General features: G+C 70.0%; 13 protein-coding genes. 9 read left to right on the forward strand and 4 right to left on the reverse strand.

What is annotated here, in order from left to right:
• Positions 1–34: 34 nt before the first annotated feature.
• Complete coding sequence (locus ACLF3M_RS26825; protein ID WP_430660067.1) at positions 35–766, reverse strand: GntR family transcriptional regulator; 732 nt, start codon at positions 764–766, stop codon at positions 35–37.
• Positions 767–894: 128 nt separating this feature from the next.
• Between ACLF3M_RS26825 and ACLF3M_RS26830 the strand changes: the two genes are divergently transcribed.
• From ACLF3M_RS26830 to ACLF3M_RS26850, 5 genes are all read left to right on the forward strand, one after another.
• Positions 895–1,863, forward strand: a complete 969-nt coding sequence (locus ACLF3M_RS26830; protein WP_430660068.1) for a Bug family tripartite tricarboxylate transporter substrate binding protein — start codon at positions 895–897, stop codon at positions 1,861–1,863.
• A 25-nt stretch (positions 1,864–1,888) separates the two neighbouring features.
• Positions 1,889–3,634, forward strand: coding sequence for an L-arabinonate dehydratase (gene araD / locus ACLF3M_RS26835; protein WP_430660069.1), 1,746 nt, complete (start codon positions 1,889–1,891; stop codon positions 3,632–3,634).
• A gap of 5 nt (positions 3,635–3,639) precedes the next feature.
• Complete coding sequence (locus ACLF3M_RS26840; protein WP_430660070.1) at positions 3,640–4,359, forward strand: ribonuclease activity regulator RraA; 720 nt, start codon at positions 3,640–3,642, stop codon at positions 4,357–4,359.
• 136 nt (positions 4,360–4,495) lie between these two features.
• Positions 4,496–4,948, forward strand: coding sequence for a (2Fe-2S)-binding protein (locus tag ACLF3M_RS26845; RefSeq protein ID WP_430660071.1), 453 nt, complete (start codon positions 4,496–4,498; stop codon positions 4,946–4,948).
• A 1-nt stretch (position 4,949) separates the two neighbouring features.
• A complete protein-coding gene (locus tag ACLF3M_RS26850; protein ID WP_430660072.1) occupies positions 4,950–7,124 on the forward strand; it encodes a molybdopterin cofactor-binding domain-containing protein in 2,175 nt (724 codons plus the stop codon).
• Positions 7,125–7,241: 117 nt separating this feature from the next.
• Here ACLF3M_RS26850 and ACLF3M_RS26855 read toward each other — a convergent pair whose 3' ends face one another.
• Together ACLF3M_RS26855 and ACLF3M_RS26860 are read right to left on the reverse strand one after the other, a co-directional pair.
• The gene (locus tag ACLF3M_RS26855; protein ID WP_430660073.1) at positions 7,242–8,165 is read right to left on the reverse strand and encodes a nucleoside hydrolase; all 924 of its coding nucleotides are present in this window, start codon (positions 8,163–8,165) and stop codon (positions 7,242–7,244) included.
• Positions 8,166–8,169: 4 nt separating this feature from the next.
• On the reverse strand, positions 8,170–9,417 hold the full coding sequence (locus ACLF3M_RS26860; RefSeq protein ID WP_430660074.1) for a sugar ABC transporter substrate-binding protein: 1,248 nt from the start codon (positions 9,415–9,417) through the stop codon (positions 8,170–8,172).
• Positions 9,418–9,520: 103 nt separating this feature from the next.
• Between ACLF3M_RS26860 and ACLF3M_RS26865 the strand changes: the two genes are divergently transcribed.
• Positions 9,521–10,357: a carbohydrate ABC transporter permease gene (locus tag ACLF3M_RS26865; RefSeq protein ID WP_430660075.1), complete on the forward strand. Its 837-nt coding sequence runs from the start codon at positions 9,521–9,523 to the stop codon at positions 10,355–10,357.
• Positions 10,354–11,220 (forward strand): carbohydrate ABC transporter permease, encoded by an 867-nt coding sequence (locus ACLF3M_RS26870; protein ID WP_430660076.1) that lies wholly within the window; start codon positions 10,354–10,356, stop codon positions 11,218–11,220. Before ACLF3M_RS26865 ends, ACLF3M_RS26870 begins: the two co-directional genes overlap by 4 nt.
• 291 nt (positions 11,221–11,511) lie before the next feature.
• Here ACLF3M_RS26870 and ACLF3M_RS26875 read toward each other — a convergent pair whose 3' ends face one another.
• Positions 11,512–12,423: a LysR family transcriptional regulator gene (locus ACLF3M_RS26875; protein WP_430660077.1), complete on the reverse strand. Its 912-nt coding sequence runs from the start codon at positions 12,421–12,423 to the stop codon at positions 11,512–11,514.
• Between the two features lie 118 nt (positions 12,424–12,541).
• Here ACLF3M_RS26875 and ACLF3M_RS26880 point away from each other — a divergent pair, with 118 nt between their 5' ends.
• Both ACLF3M_RS26880 and ACLF3M_RS26885 read left to right on the forward strand, forming a co-directional pair.
• On the forward strand, positions 12,542–13,675 hold the full coding sequence (locus tag ACLF3M_RS26880) for a CaiB/BaiF CoA transferase family protein (RefSeq protein WP_430660078.1): 1,134 nt from the start codon (positions 12,542–12,544) through the stop codon (positions 13,673–13,675).
• Positions 13,676–13,738: 63 nt separating this feature from the next.
• Positions 13,739–15,064, forward strand: a complete 1,326-nt coding sequence (locus ACLF3M_RS26885) for an ABC transporter substrate-binding protein (protein ID WP_430660079.1) — start codon at positions 13,739–13,741, stop codon at positions 15,062–15,064.
• Positions 15,065–15,070: the final 6 nt, after the last annotated feature.

Here is a 15,070-nt window from a genome sequence, read left to right on the forward strand (position 1 = left end):
CGCGGCCATCCTCCCCCGCGAGCGGGAGAGGGTTTCAATCCGCGCCGCCGTCGGCTTCGGTGAAATAGTCGGGCCGGGTCGCGCGCAGCCGCGCGGCCTCGGCGAAGGTGCCGGAGAGATGAGCGCGCAGCGTCGCCTCGGCGCGGGCGGGATCGCCGGCCAGGATCGCGGCGGTCAGCGCCTCGTGCTCGGCCAGCACGGCGGCGGCCTTGCCGGGCTCGGGCAGGTGCAGCCGGCGCAGCCGGTCCAGATGGCCGCTGCGGCTGCGCACGAGCTCCCGCAGGCCCGGCACGCCGGCCGCGCGGTACAGCGAGGCGTGGAAGGCCTCGTCCGCGGCGTGGAAGGCAGCCTCGTCCGCGGCGGCACGCATCCGCGCGATCTCTTCCAGCAGCAGGCCGGTCAGCGTGGGCGACGACGCCGCGGCCAGGCGGCGGACGATCTCGGCCTCCACGGCCAGGCGCAGGAAATGCGCTTCCCGCGCGCCGGCCAGGTCGATGCGGGAGACGCGCGTCGCGGAATGCGGCACGACCTCGATCAGCTGCTCGTCCTGCAGGCGGATCAGCGCCTCCCGCACCGGGGTCTGGCTGATGCCAAGGCGCTGCGCGATCGCGCCGCGCGCCACCAGCGTGCCCGGCGGCAAGGCGAGCGAGATCAGCGCGTCACGGATGCGTTCATACGCGACCTCGGCCGCCGAACGCCGTGGTCCCAGCGGCGACAGCGCCAGCTCGGCTTCGGGCGCGGACAGGGCGTCGGCGTTCGGGCTCATGGACGGATCGCCCTTAGCATCGCGCCGGAACCGGACCAACCCAGGGCTTGACTAGTGTTATCTCATATATGAGTGTGCCGGGGCCATAAGGAAGCGGGCCGTCGCCACGCGCCGCAAGGAGGAACGCCATGCTGCCCGCCCGCCGCCTGATCCTCGCCGCCGCCCTGTCTCTCGCCGCGCTGCCCGCGATGGCGCAACCGCGCTGGCCGACGCAGCCCGTCCGCGTGATCGTGCCCTTCGCCGCCGGCACGTCCGACACCGTCGCGCGCCTGGTGACGGCGGAGATGAGCCGGTCTCTCGGCCAGCCCTTCGTGGTGGAGAACCGCCCGGGTGCGGGCGGCAATATCGGGTCGGAGGCCTGCGCGCGGGCGACGCCCGACGGCTACACCATCTGCCTCGGCACCATCAGCAGCCACGCCATCAACCCCGCGATCTATCCGCGCCTGCCCTATGACGTCGCGCGCGACTTCGCGCCCATCACGCAGCTTGCGGCGCAGCCCAACGCGATCGCCGTCGCGAACAACCTCCCCGTGACCAACGTGCAGGAATTCGTCGCCTATCTCCGCGCGCGGCCGCGGCGCGACGTGCCTTTCGCGACGTCCGGCGTCGGGACCTCGGTGCATCTCGCCGGCGCGCTGTTCGGGCAGATGACGGGCACCGAGCTCGAGCACGTGCCCTATCGCGGCAGCGCGCAGATCACGACGGCGCTGATCTCCGGCGAGCTGCCGGTCGCCTTCGACAATTTCTCCTCCGTCTGGCCCTTCGCGCGAGACGGCAAGATGCGGATCCTGGGCGTGACATCGCTGCAGCGCAGCCCGGCCGCGCCGGACGTGCCGGCGGTGGCGGAGACCGTGCCGGGCTTCGAAAGCCTGTCCTGGCACGGCCTCTTCACCCAGTCGCGCGTGGATCCCGCGATCGTCGCGCGGCTGAATCAGGAGGCTTTGGCGGCGCTGCGGACCCAGGCGGTCTCGGCGCGGTTCGACGACCTCGGCATTACCGCGGTGGGCTCGACGCCCGACGCCTTCCGCGCCTTCGTGGCCAGCGAGACGCAGCGCTGGGGCGAGGTTGCGCGCCGCGCGGATATCAAGCTGGATTGAGCCGGGCCAGCAGGGGAACGCAACCATGACCGATACGCCGCGCCGCAAGAACGCCGAGGACCTCCGCAGCCGCCGCTGGTTCGGCCCCGCCGACCTCCGCAGCTTCGGCCACCGATCCCGCGCGATGCAGATGGGCTACGCGGCGGAGGAATGGCAGGGCAAGCCGGTCATCGCGATCGTCAACACCTGGTCCGACCTCCAGCCCTGCCACACGCATTTCAAGACGCGGGTGGAGGACGTGAAGCGCGGCATCCTGATGGCCGGCGGCTTCCCCGTGGAGTTGCCCGCGCTGTCGCTGAGCGAGAGCTTCGTCAAGCCGACCACCATGCTCTACCGCAACATGCTGGCGATGGAGACGGAGGAGCTGCTGCGCAGCCATCCCGTGGACGGTGCCGTGCTAATGGGCGGCTGCGACAAGACGACGCCGGGGCTGCTACTGGGCGCGACCAGCATGGACATCCCCTGCGTCTTCATCCCCGCGGGACCGATGCTGCGCGGCAACTGGGGCGGCAAGGTGCTGGGCTCGGGCTCCGACAGCTGGAAGTACTGGGACGAGCTGCGCGCGGGGAAGATCACGGAGAAGGACTGGCTCGGCGTCGAGCAGGGCATCGCCCGTAGCCACGGCACCTGCATGACCATGGGCACCGCGAGCACCATGACGGCGATCGCGGAAGCCGTCGGCATGGTGCTGCCCGGCGGGTCGTCCATTCCCGCCGCCGATGCCGGCCATATCCGGCTCTGCTCCGAAAGCGGGCGTCGGATCGTGGAGATGGTGTGGGAGGACCTGACGCCGTCCCGCATCCAGACCCGCCAGGCCTTCGAGAACGCAATCGCGGTCGCCATGGCGATGGGCTGCTCGACCAACGCGATCATCCACCTCATCGCGATGGCGCGGCGCGCGGGCCATGACGTCGGTCTCGATGACTTCGAGAAGGCGAGCCGCAGGGTGCCCGTCATCGGCAATGTCCGCCCCTCCGGCTCGACCTACCTGATGGAGGATTTCTTCTACGCCGGCGGCATCCGCGGCCTGATGTCCCGCATGACGGAGCACCTGCACCTGGACTGCCTGACAGTGACGGGCCGCACGCTCGGCGAGAACATCGAGGGTGCGAAGGTCTACAACGACGACGTCATCCGCCCGCTGTCCAACCCGATCTACGGCGAAGGGTCGCTGGCGGTGCTGAAGGGCAACCTCGCGCCGCTGGGCTGCGTCATCAAGCCCGCGGCGATGGACCAGAAATTCCTCAGGCATTCCGGCCCGGCGGTGGTGTTCGACGACTACCCCTCGATGAAGAAGGCGGTGGACGACGAGAGCTACCCCTTCACCCCGGACACCGTGATGGTGCTGCGCAACGCCGGCCCGCAGGGTGGGCCGGGCATGCCGGAATGGGGCATGCTGCCGATGCCCAAGGCGCTGCTGAAGCAGGGTCTGCGCGACATGCTGCGGATGTCGGATGCGCGGATGTCCGGCACCAGCTACGGCGCCTGCGTGCTGCATGTCGCGCCCGAGGCCTATATCGGCGGGCCGCTCGCGCTGCTGAAGACCGGCGACATCGTCGAGATCGACGTGGATGCGCGGACCATCAACATGCGCGTGCCCGACGAGGAACTGGCGCGCCGCCGCGCCGCCTGGGTCGCGCCGCCGCCGCGCTTCGAACGCGGCTACGGCTTCGCCTTCACGAAGCACATCCAGCAGGCCGACGAGGGCTGCGACTTCGACTTCCTGCGCACCGAGTTCGGCGCGCCCGTCCCCGAACCCGTGATCTACTGAGGCACATGATGGCGCTCTCCGATTCCACGCGCGAGAAGCTGAGGAAGATCAGCACCGCGACCGTCGCGACCTGCCTCTTCAAGCGCGGGCTGCGCAACCAGATGATCCAGGGCGCGCTGCCGCTGCACCCCGTCGCGGACAGCATGGTCGGCGAGGCCATGACCGTCCGCTACATCCCCGCGCGGGAGGACCTGAACGGCCTCGACGTCTTCAAGGACCCGATGCATCCGCAGCGCAAGGCCGTGGAGAACGCGCCGGCCGGCAAGGTGCTGGTCTTCGACAGCCGCAAGGATGCGCGCGCGGCATCCGCCGGCGCGATCCTGGTCGGGCGGCTGAAGGCGCGCGGCGTCGCCGGCGTCGTCACCGATGGCGGCTTCCGCGACAGCGCGGAGATCGCGGTGCTCGGCATCCCAGCCTATCACCAGCGCCCCTCGGCGCCGACCAACCTGACGCTGAACCACGCGATCGACGTCGACGTGCCGATCGGCTGCGGCGACGCGCCGGTGTTTCCGGGCGACGTGATCCTGGGCGATGCCGACGGCGTCATCGTCATCCCCGCGCATCTCGCCGACGAGATCGCGGCGGAGGCGACGGAGATGACGGCCTATGAGGATTTCGCCGCGGAGAAGGTCGCGGAAGGGCGCAGCCTGACCGGGCTCTATCCCGCGACGGACCCGGCGAACCTCGAGGAATTCGCGGCCTGGCGGAAACAGCGAGGTCGCTGAACCCGCAGCCTCGTCTCCCCGGGCGCGGCGGGGTTCGGCTCGCCGGGCTAATGAGCTCTTTACACAGGCGACCGGAATCGCCATCCCTCGCCCGACACGGGCCGCCTCGACGCGGCCCGTTGCCGGGAGAACATCCATGATCGCCTTGACGGTGAATGGGCGCAGCGTGTCCGTGGACGCCGAGCCCGATACCCCCCTGCTCTGGGTGCTGCGCGAACATCTCGGCCTGACCGGCACGAAATACGGCTGCGGCGTCGCGGCCTGCGGCGCATGCACCGTGCATCTCGACGGCGAGGCCGTGCGGTCCTGCTCGCTGCCCGTCTCGGCCGCGGCCGGCAAGCCCATCACGACGATCGAAGGCCTGCCCGGCGGCGCGGAGAACCCGCTGGTGCGCGCCTGGGTGGCGGTGGAGACGCCGCAATGCGGCTACTGCCAGACCGGCCAGATCATGCAGGCGGCCGCGCTGCTGGCGCGCAACCCGCGACCAACGCGCGACGAGATCGTCGCCGGCATGGACGGCAACCTCTGCCGCTGCGCGACCTACAACCAGGTCGTCGCCGCGGTCGAGCAGGCGATCGGAAGGGCGTGAGATGACCGACCTCGCAATCCCCCGCCGCGGGCTGCTGGCCGGCGCCGGCCTGACCTTCGCCTTCGCCTTCACCGCATCCGGCCGCGCCGCGGCGCAGGCCGCGCCGGCCGCGCTGAACGCCTATGTCCGCATCGCGCCGGACGGCACCATCGCCATCCAGGCTCCCGCGCCGGAGATGGGCCAGGCCACCAACATCGCCCTGCCGCTGATCGTGGCGGAGGAGCTGGACGCCGACTGGTCGCGCGTGCGCATCGAGACCGCGGCGATCCGCCCGGCCTATGACCACCCGGTCTTCCGCAGCCAGTTCGTGGTCGCCAGCCTGACGACGCGCGGCTACTGGATGCCGCTGCGCATCGCAGGCGCGCAGGCCCGCCGCGTGCTGCTCGATGCCGTCGCCGCGCGCTGGGGCGTGCCGGTGGACCAGCTGACGACGGAGCCGTCCACGGTGGTGCACGCGGCGTCCGGACGCCGGATCGGCTATGGCGAGGTCGCGTCCTTCGCGACGGTGCCCGCGACCCTGCCGGAGATCGCGCCGGCCGCGCTCAAGCCGGTCGCTTCCTTCCGTCTGGTCGGCCATGACGTGCCGCGCCAGGACATCACGGCGAAGGCGACGGGCGCGGCGGTCTACGCGATCGACGTGCGCCTGCCCGGCATGGCCCATGCGACGGTCGCGCGGTCGCCGCGGATCGGCGCGCGGCCCGCCTCCCACAACGGCGCGGAGATCGCGCGGCGGCCCGGCATCACACATGTGCTCCCGCTCGATCAGGGCATCGCCATCGTCGGCGAGCGGATCGAGGCGGTGCTGGCCGCACGGCGCGCGCTGACCGTGCAATGGCAGGACGGCGAGGCCGCGGGCTACGATTCCGAAGCCGCGCTGGCCTCCTACCTGTCCGATGTGCGGGACCGCGCGAAGCCTGCCGTCGCGGCGGGTGCGACCGGTGACGCCGCACAGGCCCTGGCGGGCGCCGCGCGCGTGCACGCCGCGGAGTTCACCACCGACGACCTCTACCACGCGCAGATGGAGCCGCTGGCCTGCGTCGCCTCGGTCCGCGCGGACGCGGTGGAGGTCTGGGCCGGCACGCAATGGCCGAGCCTGGTGCGCGACCGCGCCGCGCAGATCGCCGGCGTGCCGGCGGAGCGCGTGACGGTGCACATGCTGACCATGGGCGGCGGCTTCGGGCGCCGCGCGCATGTGGACTACGCCGTCGAGGCCGTGGAGATCGCCAAGGCCGTCGGCCGTCCCGTGAAGGTCATGGCGACGCGCGAGGACGACATCGCCAACGCCCATGTCCGCCCGATGACGGCGCAGCGCATCGAGGTCGGGCTGGACGCTTCGGGCAAGGTGCTGGGCTGGCGCCACCGAATCGCGGCGGGCCTGGTCGTGCCGAGGCTCTATGGCCAGGCGCGGCTGGATGCGCAGCGCGGCGTGGACCACATCGTGACCTACCACGCCAATGTCGCGAGCTACGACATCCCCGCCCATGCCGCGGAGCATGTCTATCGCGAGCACGGCCTGCGAACCGCGCCCTGGCGCGGCATCGGCGCGGGCGCCAACGCCTTCGCGATCGAGGCGGTGATCGACGACCTCGCGCGGCAGGCCGGTGCCGATCCCGTCGCCTATCGCCTGGTGCTGATGAAGGATGCGCGGGCCAGGGCCGTGGTGGAGGCCGCGGCCGCGATGGCCGAATGGAGCCGGCGGCGCGAGGGCTCGAGTCTCGGCATCGGCTTCGCGAAGCTCGGCCTGCCGCAGCTCGGTGAATCCATGGCGGCGACGGTCGCCGAAGTCGCCATCGACCGAAGCAATGGTCAGCTGCGCGTGGTGAAGCTCTGGTGCGCCGCCGATGCCGGCCTGCCGGTGCAGCCGCGCAACCTGGCGCGCCAGGTCGAGGGCTCGCTGCTCTGGGGCGTGTCCAGCGCGCTGACGGAGCGCGTGACCTACAGGGACGGCGCCGTGCAGCAGCACAACTTCACGGATTACGAGATCCTGCGGGCCTCGGCGGCGCCGGCGGTGGAGATCCGCGTGATCCGCAGCGGAGAGGTGCCGTTGCCTGGGGGCGAGCTCGGGCTCGGCACGGTGGCGCCGGCGATCTCGAACGCGGTGCTGGCGGCGACGGGCAAGCGGCTCAACGCGCTGCCCTTCACGCCGGACCGGGTGAAGGCGGCGCTTGCGGCGTGAGGAGGACGGGCTGCGCCCCCGGTTGCACGCCTGGCACCAGGCCGACCCACCTAGGCCAGCCCACCGCCCCGCCGACCAAGGAGCCCAGGATCTTCCGCCGCGAGTTCCCGCAGCCTGCTACGGATAGCTCAGCAACGCCTCCATCACCGAGCCGATGATCCGGTCGCGGTCGGCGTGGCGGGCCAGCGCGATGTTCTGCGGCGCGGTGGCGTCGCGCCGGCCGCGGATGTCGAAGACGCTCATCCCCCACATCGGGCCGGATTCGGTGCAGACCGTGCCCGAGCATTGCTGGTAGGTGATGGCGCCATCCTCCACCCAGGGGATCACCGCCAGCACGTCGTGCTGCGGCGCGTGGATCCGGCCGAACATCTCGTGGTGGCGGGCGCGATAGAAATCCTGCAGCGCGCCAAGCAGCGCCGGCAGGCGCTTCCCGCTGCCGGTGAGCCGCGCGATATCCTCGGCGCGCAGCCCGACATCCTTGGTGATGTCGTAGCCGACCACGCGCAGTTTCAACCGCGATTCGAGCACGATGCGCGCGGCGACGGGATCGGCGAAGAAGTTGAACTCGGCCGCCGGAGTGGTGCCGCCCGTGCCGACCGCGCCCCCCATGATCGAGACCTCGGCCACCGCATCGGCGAAGCCCGGCTCCATCAGCAGGCAGAGCGCGATGTTCGTCAGCGGCCCGACGGCCGCGATGCGGAGCTTGCCGGCATGCTGGTCGGCGAGGCGGAGCAGCGCGTCCACCGCGCGGCCGGGCTCGGGCTTCTTCGTGTAGGCCGGCCGGTCGGCGCCACCGAGGCCGCTCGGCCCATGGCCCTGAGGCGCATGCGCGGGCTTGCCGACAATCGGCCCGGCGGCGCCGACATAGACCGGCACCGGGATGCCGGCGGCCTCCGTCATCGCCAGCGCGTTCGCGGTGCATTCCGTCAGCGGGGCATTGCCCGCCACCACCGTGACCGCGCGGAGATCGAGATGCCGCGCGGCATAGAGGATGGCGACCACGTCGTCATGGCCGGGATCGCAATCAAGCGCGACGACCATCCGCTCAGCTCCGGTAGCGGGCGAGCCGCTGGTCGATCTGCCGCGCCGTCGCCGTCAGCCGTTCCTGCACATTGGCGCCGCCGATGATGTCACGCAGCGCCTGACGGAACAGGTCCTCGTATTCGCGGTAGCCCGGCGTCTGCGGCCGCACCATGGCGGTATTGGCCTGCTCGTAGGCGACGATGCGCCACATCGGATCATTGACGAAGATCCGGTCCTGCCACAGTGCCTTCTGCACGGGCGGGTAGGGGAACATGTCGAACCAGACACGCCCGATCTCGTCGCTCACCATCCAGCGCACCAGGTCGAGCGCCGGTTCGACGCGCCGGCTGCGCCGGTTGATGCCGATATGCCAGGAGCCGGTCGGCGTCACGGGCACGCCGTCCCGGAAGGACGGATGCGGCGCGACGCCGTACTGAAGGTTGGGGAAGCGCTGCGCGGCGAGCTGGACCATGAAGGTGCCGCCGACGAAATAGCCGACGCGCCCGTTGCCGAAGAGCTCCTGCGCCAGCGGAATGTCGAACATGGCAGGCGGCGAGACGCCGCTGGTGTACATGTCCTGGTAGAACTGCATTGCACGCACCGCCGGCGCGCCATCCAGCCGGCCGGCGACCGAAAGGCCATCGGGAGAGATCGTCTCGCCGCGCAGCGATTGGATCAACGGGAAGATCTGATAGGGCCTGTCGGTCTGCTCGAAGAGGAAGCCGAAGGTGCCGGGCTGGTCGCGGGTGATCTTCCGCCCGTTCTCCATGATCTCTTCCCAGCTCATGCGCTTCGTCACGTCCGCGTCCGGCGGCGCGATCCCCGAGCGCTCCAGGACAGCGCGGTTGTAGAACAGCACCGGCGAGGAAGAGACGAAGGGCGCCGAGAAGCGCGTGCCTCGGACCGTTGCCTGGTCCACGGCGGCCTGGGTGAATTTCGACCAGTCGAGATGCGGGCCGAGATCCATCAGGTGGTTGCGCACGGCGTAGGAGGCCGTGAGCGGCCCATCCACCGAGAAGACGTCGGGCTCCGGCGTGCGGGGCTCCAGCCGGACCTCGATGGTCTGTAGAAGCTGGCCGAAGGGGTGGAGATCGAACCGGACCGTCTGGCCGGGCCGGGCCTGGCGGTAGCGGTCGAAGAGCGGCGCGATCGCGTTGTTGGCGAAGGCGTTGAAGAGGACCGAAAGGCCTGGATCCTGCGCGCGCGCCACACCCGGCGCAACCACGAGGCCCAAACCGGCGCCAAGCGCTTCCCTCCGCGTGAATCGCATTGCACTGCCTCCTCCGAATGCCGGTTGGGCGGGATGATGAGACGGTTGCGGCAGCGCGGCAAGCGCCGGATCATGGCGCGACGCGATCGGGGGAAGGGACCATATGCGGCGGCGGAACTGGTTGCTGTTCGTGGCACGCGGCCTATCCCTGCTGACGGTCGCTGCGGTGATGCTGTTCCCGCTGGTCTGGATGGCGATGACCTCCTTTCGCGCCAACAGCGAGGTCTTCCGGCACGCCTCCGTACTCTCCTGGCACAGCTTCATCCCGGAGGCATGGACGGTGCAGAACTATGCAAAGGTCTTTCGGGGGGACCTGCCGCGCGCCATGGCGAACAGCGGCATCGTCGCGGCGGCGACGCTCGTGCTCGGCGTGCTGTTCAATTCGCTGGCCGGATTCGCGCTGGCGCTGTTCGAGTTCCCGCTGCGGCGGCTCGCCTTCGCGCTCGTCATCGTCTCCTTCCTCATGCCCTTCGAGGCGATCGTGCTGCCGCTGCATGCCGTGGTGCGCGCCATCGGCCTGAACGACACCCTCTGGGCGCTGATACTGGTGGAGGTCGGCAACGGGGTGATCGTCTTCCTCTTCGTCGTCTTCTTCCGCAACCTGCCGCGCGAGCTGATCGAGGCGGCGCGAGTGGATGGCGCGGGCTGGCTCACGATCTATGCCCGGATCGCCATGCCGCTCTCTCTGCCGACGGTCGCGGGGGCGAGCCTCGTGATGTTCGTCCACCAGTGGGAAGCGTTCTTCTGGCCGCTCGTGGTGATCAGCAGTCCGGAGAATGTTGTCGCGCAACTCTCCATCGCGCGGTCCGCCGCCGCGGAGGCGAATGACTGGGGGGCGATGATGGCCGGCACGACGCTCGTGACGGTGGTGGCGGTCCTGCCCTTCCTCGCTCTGCAGCGGCACTATGTGGCGTCGGTGGCGGGGGCCGGCCTGAAATGACCGGCCGGTTCAAGGTGCCGGCCTGGGTGGCGCTGGCCTTCATCCTGCCGGCGCTCGCCTGCATCGTCACCTTCCGCGTGACACCCATCTTCGTCTCGGCCGGCGGCTCGTTGATGACGACCTCGCTGACGGGCGAGCGGGTCTTCGCGGGCTTGGCCAACTACGGCGCGCTCGTCGCGACGCCGGAATTCTGGAACAGCCTGCGCGTGACGATCCTGTTCAACGCGATCATCACGCCGGCGCAGGTCGGCTTCTCCTTTGTCATGGCCCTGCTGGTGCTCGAACGCTTTCCCGGCCTCGCGGCGTTCCGCACCATCTTCGTGCTGCCCTACTGCATCAGCCTCGCTACAGCATCGTTGATCTTCATCGTGTTGATGGACCCGACGCTCGGCGTGCTGAACCTGCTGACCGAAGCGGCAGGGCTCGGGCGCTTCGGTTTCTTCCGCAATCCGGACCAGGCGCTGTGGTCGCTGATGCTGCTCGCCTCCTGGAAAGGGTGCGGCTACTGGATGATCTTCCTGCTGGCTGGACTGCTTGCGGTCCCACGGGAGACCCTGGAGGCAGCGCGGATCGACGGGGCCGGCTACTTCCAGCGGCTGCGGCATGTGGTCGTGCCGCAGATGGTGCGCACCTTCCTCTTCGTGCTGGTGGCCGATACGGTGGCGAACTTTCTGCTGTTCGCGCCGATCTACATCATCACACAGGGCGGGCCGAACGGGCGGACGGACGTGCTGATGCACCGTGGCTACCATGAGGCCTTCGGCATGCTGGATCACGGCGCGGCGCTGGCGATCTCCACCATGCTGCTGCTGATGGTCGGCTCGCTGGCCGCGCTGATGTTCAGGCTGATGCGGGAGCGGTAGGCCGCCCTGCCGGTCACTGTTGTATGCTCGGGGTCAATCCCGATCTGAAGAACCTAATAGGCATGGCCGCGGCCATGCCTCGGCAGATAGCAGAAGTCGGGACAAGACTGGCGAGAGGGCGCAGCGACGCCAGCAGCGATGAGCACCCTGACGGCGAGGGCGCGCCAAGAAGACCTGCAGAGCGGCTTCGGCGCCGGTGCCGCACAGACGCCGTACCACCCTGTCGAATGGTTATACTAGCGCGAGCCCGAATGGCTGCTGCCCTCGCGCGAACCCGACTGAGCGAGCGCGCTAGCGCCCTGGCCGCCCGGTAAGCGCGTGACGAAGAAGCGTCCCGACTATCTCCGCCACGCGTCGAGCGCCCTGGCTCAGGGGCCGCTCGGCAGACACCGCCAGCGCGACCGGACGGCGCACCACCGGCTGTACAATGCGCCGCGCGATCAGGCTGCCGTCCAGTATCTCTTGTCGCACCGCCGCAAAAGGAAGGATCGTGAGCAGTTCGCTCCCACGCACGAGCTCCTTCATCTGCACGAGGGACTCCACCTCCACGACGACGTTGAGCACGAAGGCCGGGATGGCGACCGCCGCCTCGATGTTCTGCCGCAATCCGTGTTCGCGGCTCGGCAGGACGAGCGGCAGCGTCGCAACCTTCGCCATTGGAATCGAGGAGCCGTCGTCCTCGTGACCGGCCCGCGCACCAATCAGGTACAGATCCTCCGTCAGAATCGGCGTGATGGAGAGTCCGGGCGCGCCGTCCACGCGATAGAGCACAGCCAAGTCGATGCGGCCTGAACCCAGCCATTCCTGCAGGTATCCGCTCATGCTCTCGATGACGCGCAGTCGGATCTGCGGATAGAGCCGGCTGACCTCACGGACGATGGGAACGGTCAGGTGCAGCGCGACCGTGGTCGGTAGGCCGAGCGCCACTTCGCCGGCCGGGTCGTTCGTCTGTGACCGCGCGGTCGCCCTGATCTGCTCGACCTGGCGCAGGATCGCGACGCCATGGCCAGCCACCATCGTGCCCAGGTCCGTCAGGCGTACGCCGAAGCTGCCGCGCAGGAACAGCTCCCCACCCAGCTCGCTCTCCAGGTCGCGCATCCTCTGGCTGAGCGAGGGCTGCGCCAGACCAAGCGTCTTCGCCGCGCGCGAGAAACTCCCGCTCTCCGCGATCGCCTGCAGGTATTGCAGCTGCTTGAGGTCCATCGCTGCCGCCAGGGAGGTCACTCTGCGCACCTATAGGCTACGCCTATAGGGTTGTCCAAATTTGCAGTCTTCCCTTCTGCACCCGCGGCGTGCGACGGCTTGGGCCGGGAGGAAGCGCATGTCGGATCTCAGCGGCGTGCTGGTCGTGGCGGTCGAGCAGGCTGTCGCCGCACCCTATTGCAGTTGCCGCCTCGCCGATGCGGGCGCCCGCGTGATCAAGGTGGAGCGGCGGGAGGGCGACTTCGCCCGCGGTTACGACCGGCACGTCAAGGGGCTCAGCACCTACTTCGTCTGGCTCAACCGCGGCAAGGAATCGATCGCGCTTGACCTGAAGAATCCGGACGACCTTGAGGTGCTGCAGCGCATCGCCGCGCGCGCCGACGTCTTCATCCAGAACCTCGCGCCCGGCGCGCTGTGCCGCCTCGGCCTGGATTCCGCGACGCTGCGCGCGCGTCACCCCCGGCTGATCACCTGCGACATCTCGGGCTATGGCGAGAGCGGCCCACTCGCGGACCTCAAGGCCTACGACCTGCTCGTGCAGGCCGAGAGCGGCCTCTGCTCGGTCACCGGCGACGCCACGGGTCCCGCCCGGGTCGGCGTCTCCGTCTGCGACATCGCCGCGGGCATGAACGCGCATGCCGCGATCCTCCAGGCGCTCTACGCGCGGACGCGCACGGGACAGGGGCGCGCGATCAAGGTCTCGCTGTTCTCCGGCATGGCGGACTGGATGAACGTGCCCTTCCTGCAGCGCCGCTACGGCGGGGAGATCGCGCCCCGCCCGGGGCTCGCGCATCCCTCCATCGCGCCCTACGGGGTCTTTCGCGTGCGCGACGGCCTCGTGCTGATCTCGATCCAGAACGAGCGGGAATGGGCGCGCTTCTGCGCCGAGGTGCTGGGTGACGCGGCGCTCGCCACCGATCCCCTGTTCGAGGACGGCCCGGCGCGGGTGCGCAACCGCGCCGACCTCGACGGCCGCATCGCCGCCTGCTTCGCGCAGCTGACGCTGGCCGAGGCGGCAGAGCGGCTGAAGGGGGCCGAGGTGGCCTTCGGACGGCTCAACGACATCGACGGGCTGATCGCGCATCCGCAGCTGCGCAAGGTCAGCTACGACACGCCGCAAGGCGTCGTCGAGGTCATCGCGCCGGCAGCCGAGATTGTTGGCGAGGAGCCGGCCTTTGGGCGGGTGCCCGCGGTCGACGCCCACGGAGCGGCGATCCGCCGCGAATTCGATGCCCGCGGAGCCGCCGCGTGACCCGCTGATCCGTTGGTCCAACGTGCCGGCATCACGGCCGGCCATTCCTCAGGGAGAACGTCCATGTCCTCACCGTTCAAGCTCAGCCGCCGCCAGGCCCTTGCCGCGGGCTTCGGCTCGGTCCTGCTGCCCGCCAGCCTGTCGGCGCAGGCCCCGGCCCAGCGCCCGTCGGAGATCAAGATCGGCATCACCACCTTCCTCTCCGGCGCGCCCTCGGTCTTCGGCGTGCCAGGCCGCAACGCCGCCGAGATGCTCGCCGAGGAGATCAACCGCGAGGGCGGCATCGGCGGCGTGCCGGTCCGGCTCTTCTTCGTGGACGAGGGGCCGGGCGTGGACCACCTCGTCGGCGAGTTCCGTCGCCTGGTGCAGAACGAGCGGGTGGACGTGATGTTCGCCTCGATCTCCTCGGGCTCCTGCTTGGCCTGCACGCCGCTCGGCGAGGAGCTGCGCAAGGTCACGCTGCTCTGGGATTGCGGCACGCAGCGCGTCTTCGAGGAAAAGAGCTACACCTACGCCTTCCGCACCCAGGCGAATGCGACGCCAGAGGTGCTGGCGCCGCTGCTGTATCTCCTGAAGACGAAGCCCGACTTCCGCAGCATCGCCGTGCTGAACCAGGACTACGCCTGGGGCCGCGATTCCTGGGAGATCTGGAAGACCGGCATGGACGCGCTGAAGCCCGGCACGCGGGTGGTGGCGGAGCTCTTCCCCCGCTTCGGTGCGACCGACTTCTCGGCCGAGGTGACGCGGCTGCTCGCGCTCCGGCCCGACGTGATCCTCAGCACGAGCTGGGGCGGCGAGCTCGACACCTTCATCCGCCAGGCCGGCGAGCGGCGCCTGTTCGAGCGCTCCACCTTCGTCCTGCCGCTGGCCGAATCCTCGCTCGAGCGCGTCGGCCGCAGCCTGCCCGCGGGCCACATCGTCGGCAGCCGCGGTGACCACTGGCACCAGCATCCGCGCCCCGCGAACCCGCAGGCGCTGCAGCGCTTCGTCGAGGGCTACCGCCGCCGCTTCAATGCCTATCCGATCTATCCGACCTACCACATGGCGCAGGCCTTCAGCGCGCTGCGCGCGGCCTATGCGAAGGCCATCCAGGCCAATGGCGGCAACTGGCCCTCTGACGCCCAGCTCGCCGCCGCCTTCAAGGGGCTGGAGTTCGACTCGCCGACTGCGCGCATGCGCATCCGGGAGGATGGCCAGGGCCTGGAGCCGCAGCTGGTCGGCACGACGGTGCACACGGAGCGCTTCCCCTTCGCCGTGATGGACAACATGGTCCTTTTCCCGCCGGAGATGGTGACGACGCCGGCCGGGCAGAACAGCGTGACCTGGCTGCGCACGCTGACGCCCGACCTGGTCAGCCGCGTACCCGACCCGATCCGCCCGGCCGGCTGAGCGGGA

Source organism: Falsiroseomonas sp. HW251, assembly GCF_050563545.1.
GTDB lineage: Bacteria > Pseudomonadota > Alphaproteobacteria > Acetobacterales > Acetobacteraceae > Falsiroseomonas.

What these genes read in the sequence shown, in the direction of transcription:
- ACLF3M_RS26825 (WP_430660067.1), bottom strand. Translation starts at nt 766, where the DNA reads ATGAGCCCGAACGCCGACGCCCTGTCCGCGCCCGAAGCCGAGCTGGCG.
- ACLF3M_RS26830 (WP_430660068.1), top strand. Translation starts at nt 895, where the DNA reads ATGCTGCCCGCCCGCCGCCTGATCCTCGCCGCCGCCCTGTCTCTCGCC.
- araD (WP_430660069.1), top strand. Translation starts at nt 1,889, where the DNA reads ATGACCGATACGCCGCGCCGCAAGAACGCCGAGGACCTCCGCAGCCGC.
- ACLF3M_RS26840 (WP_430660070.1), top strand. Translation starts at nt 3,640, where the DNA reads ATGATGGCGCTCTCCGATTCCACGCGCGAGAAGCTGAGGAAGATCAGC.
- ACLF3M_RS26845 (WP_430660071.1), top strand. Translation starts at nt 4,496, where the DNA reads ATGATCGCCTTGACGGTGAATGGGCGCAGCGTGTCCGTGGACGCCGAG.
- ACLF3M_RS26850 (WP_430660072.1), top strand. Translation starts at nt 4,950, where the DNA reads ATGACCGACCTCGCAATCCCCCGCCGCGGGCTGCTGGCCGGCGCCGGC.
- ACLF3M_RS26855 (WP_430660073.1), bottom strand. Translation starts at nt 8,165, where the DNA reads ATGGTCGTCGCGCTTGATTGCGATCCCGGCCATGACGACGTGGTCGCC.
- ACLF3M_RS26860 (WP_430660074.1), bottom strand. Translation starts at nt 9,417, where the DNA reads ATGCGATTCACGCGGAGGGAAGCGCTTGGCGCCGGTTTGGGCCTCGTG.
- ACLF3M_RS26865 (WP_430660075.1), top strand. Translation starts at nt 9,521, where the DNA reads ATGCGGCGGCGGAACTGGTTGCTGTTCGTGGCACGCGGCCTATCCCTG.
- ACLF3M_RS26870 (WP_430660076.1), top strand. Translation starts at nt 10,354, where the DNA reads ATGACCGGCCGGTTCAAGGTGCCGGCCTGGGTGGCGCTGGCCTTCATC.
- ACLF3M_RS26875 (WP_430660077.1), bottom strand. Translation starts at nt 12,423, where the DNA reads ATGGACCTCAAGCAGCTGCAATACCTGCAGGCGATCGCGGAGAGCGGG.
- ACLF3M_RS26880 (WP_430660078.1), top strand. Translation starts at nt 12,542, where the DNA reads ATGTCGGATCTCAGCGGCGTGCTGGTCGTGGCGGTCGAGCAGGCTGTC.
- ACLF3M_RS26885 (WP_430660079.1), top strand. Translation starts at nt 13,739, where the DNA reads ATGTCCTCACCGTTCAAGCTCAGCCGCCGCCAGGCCCTTGCCGCGGGC.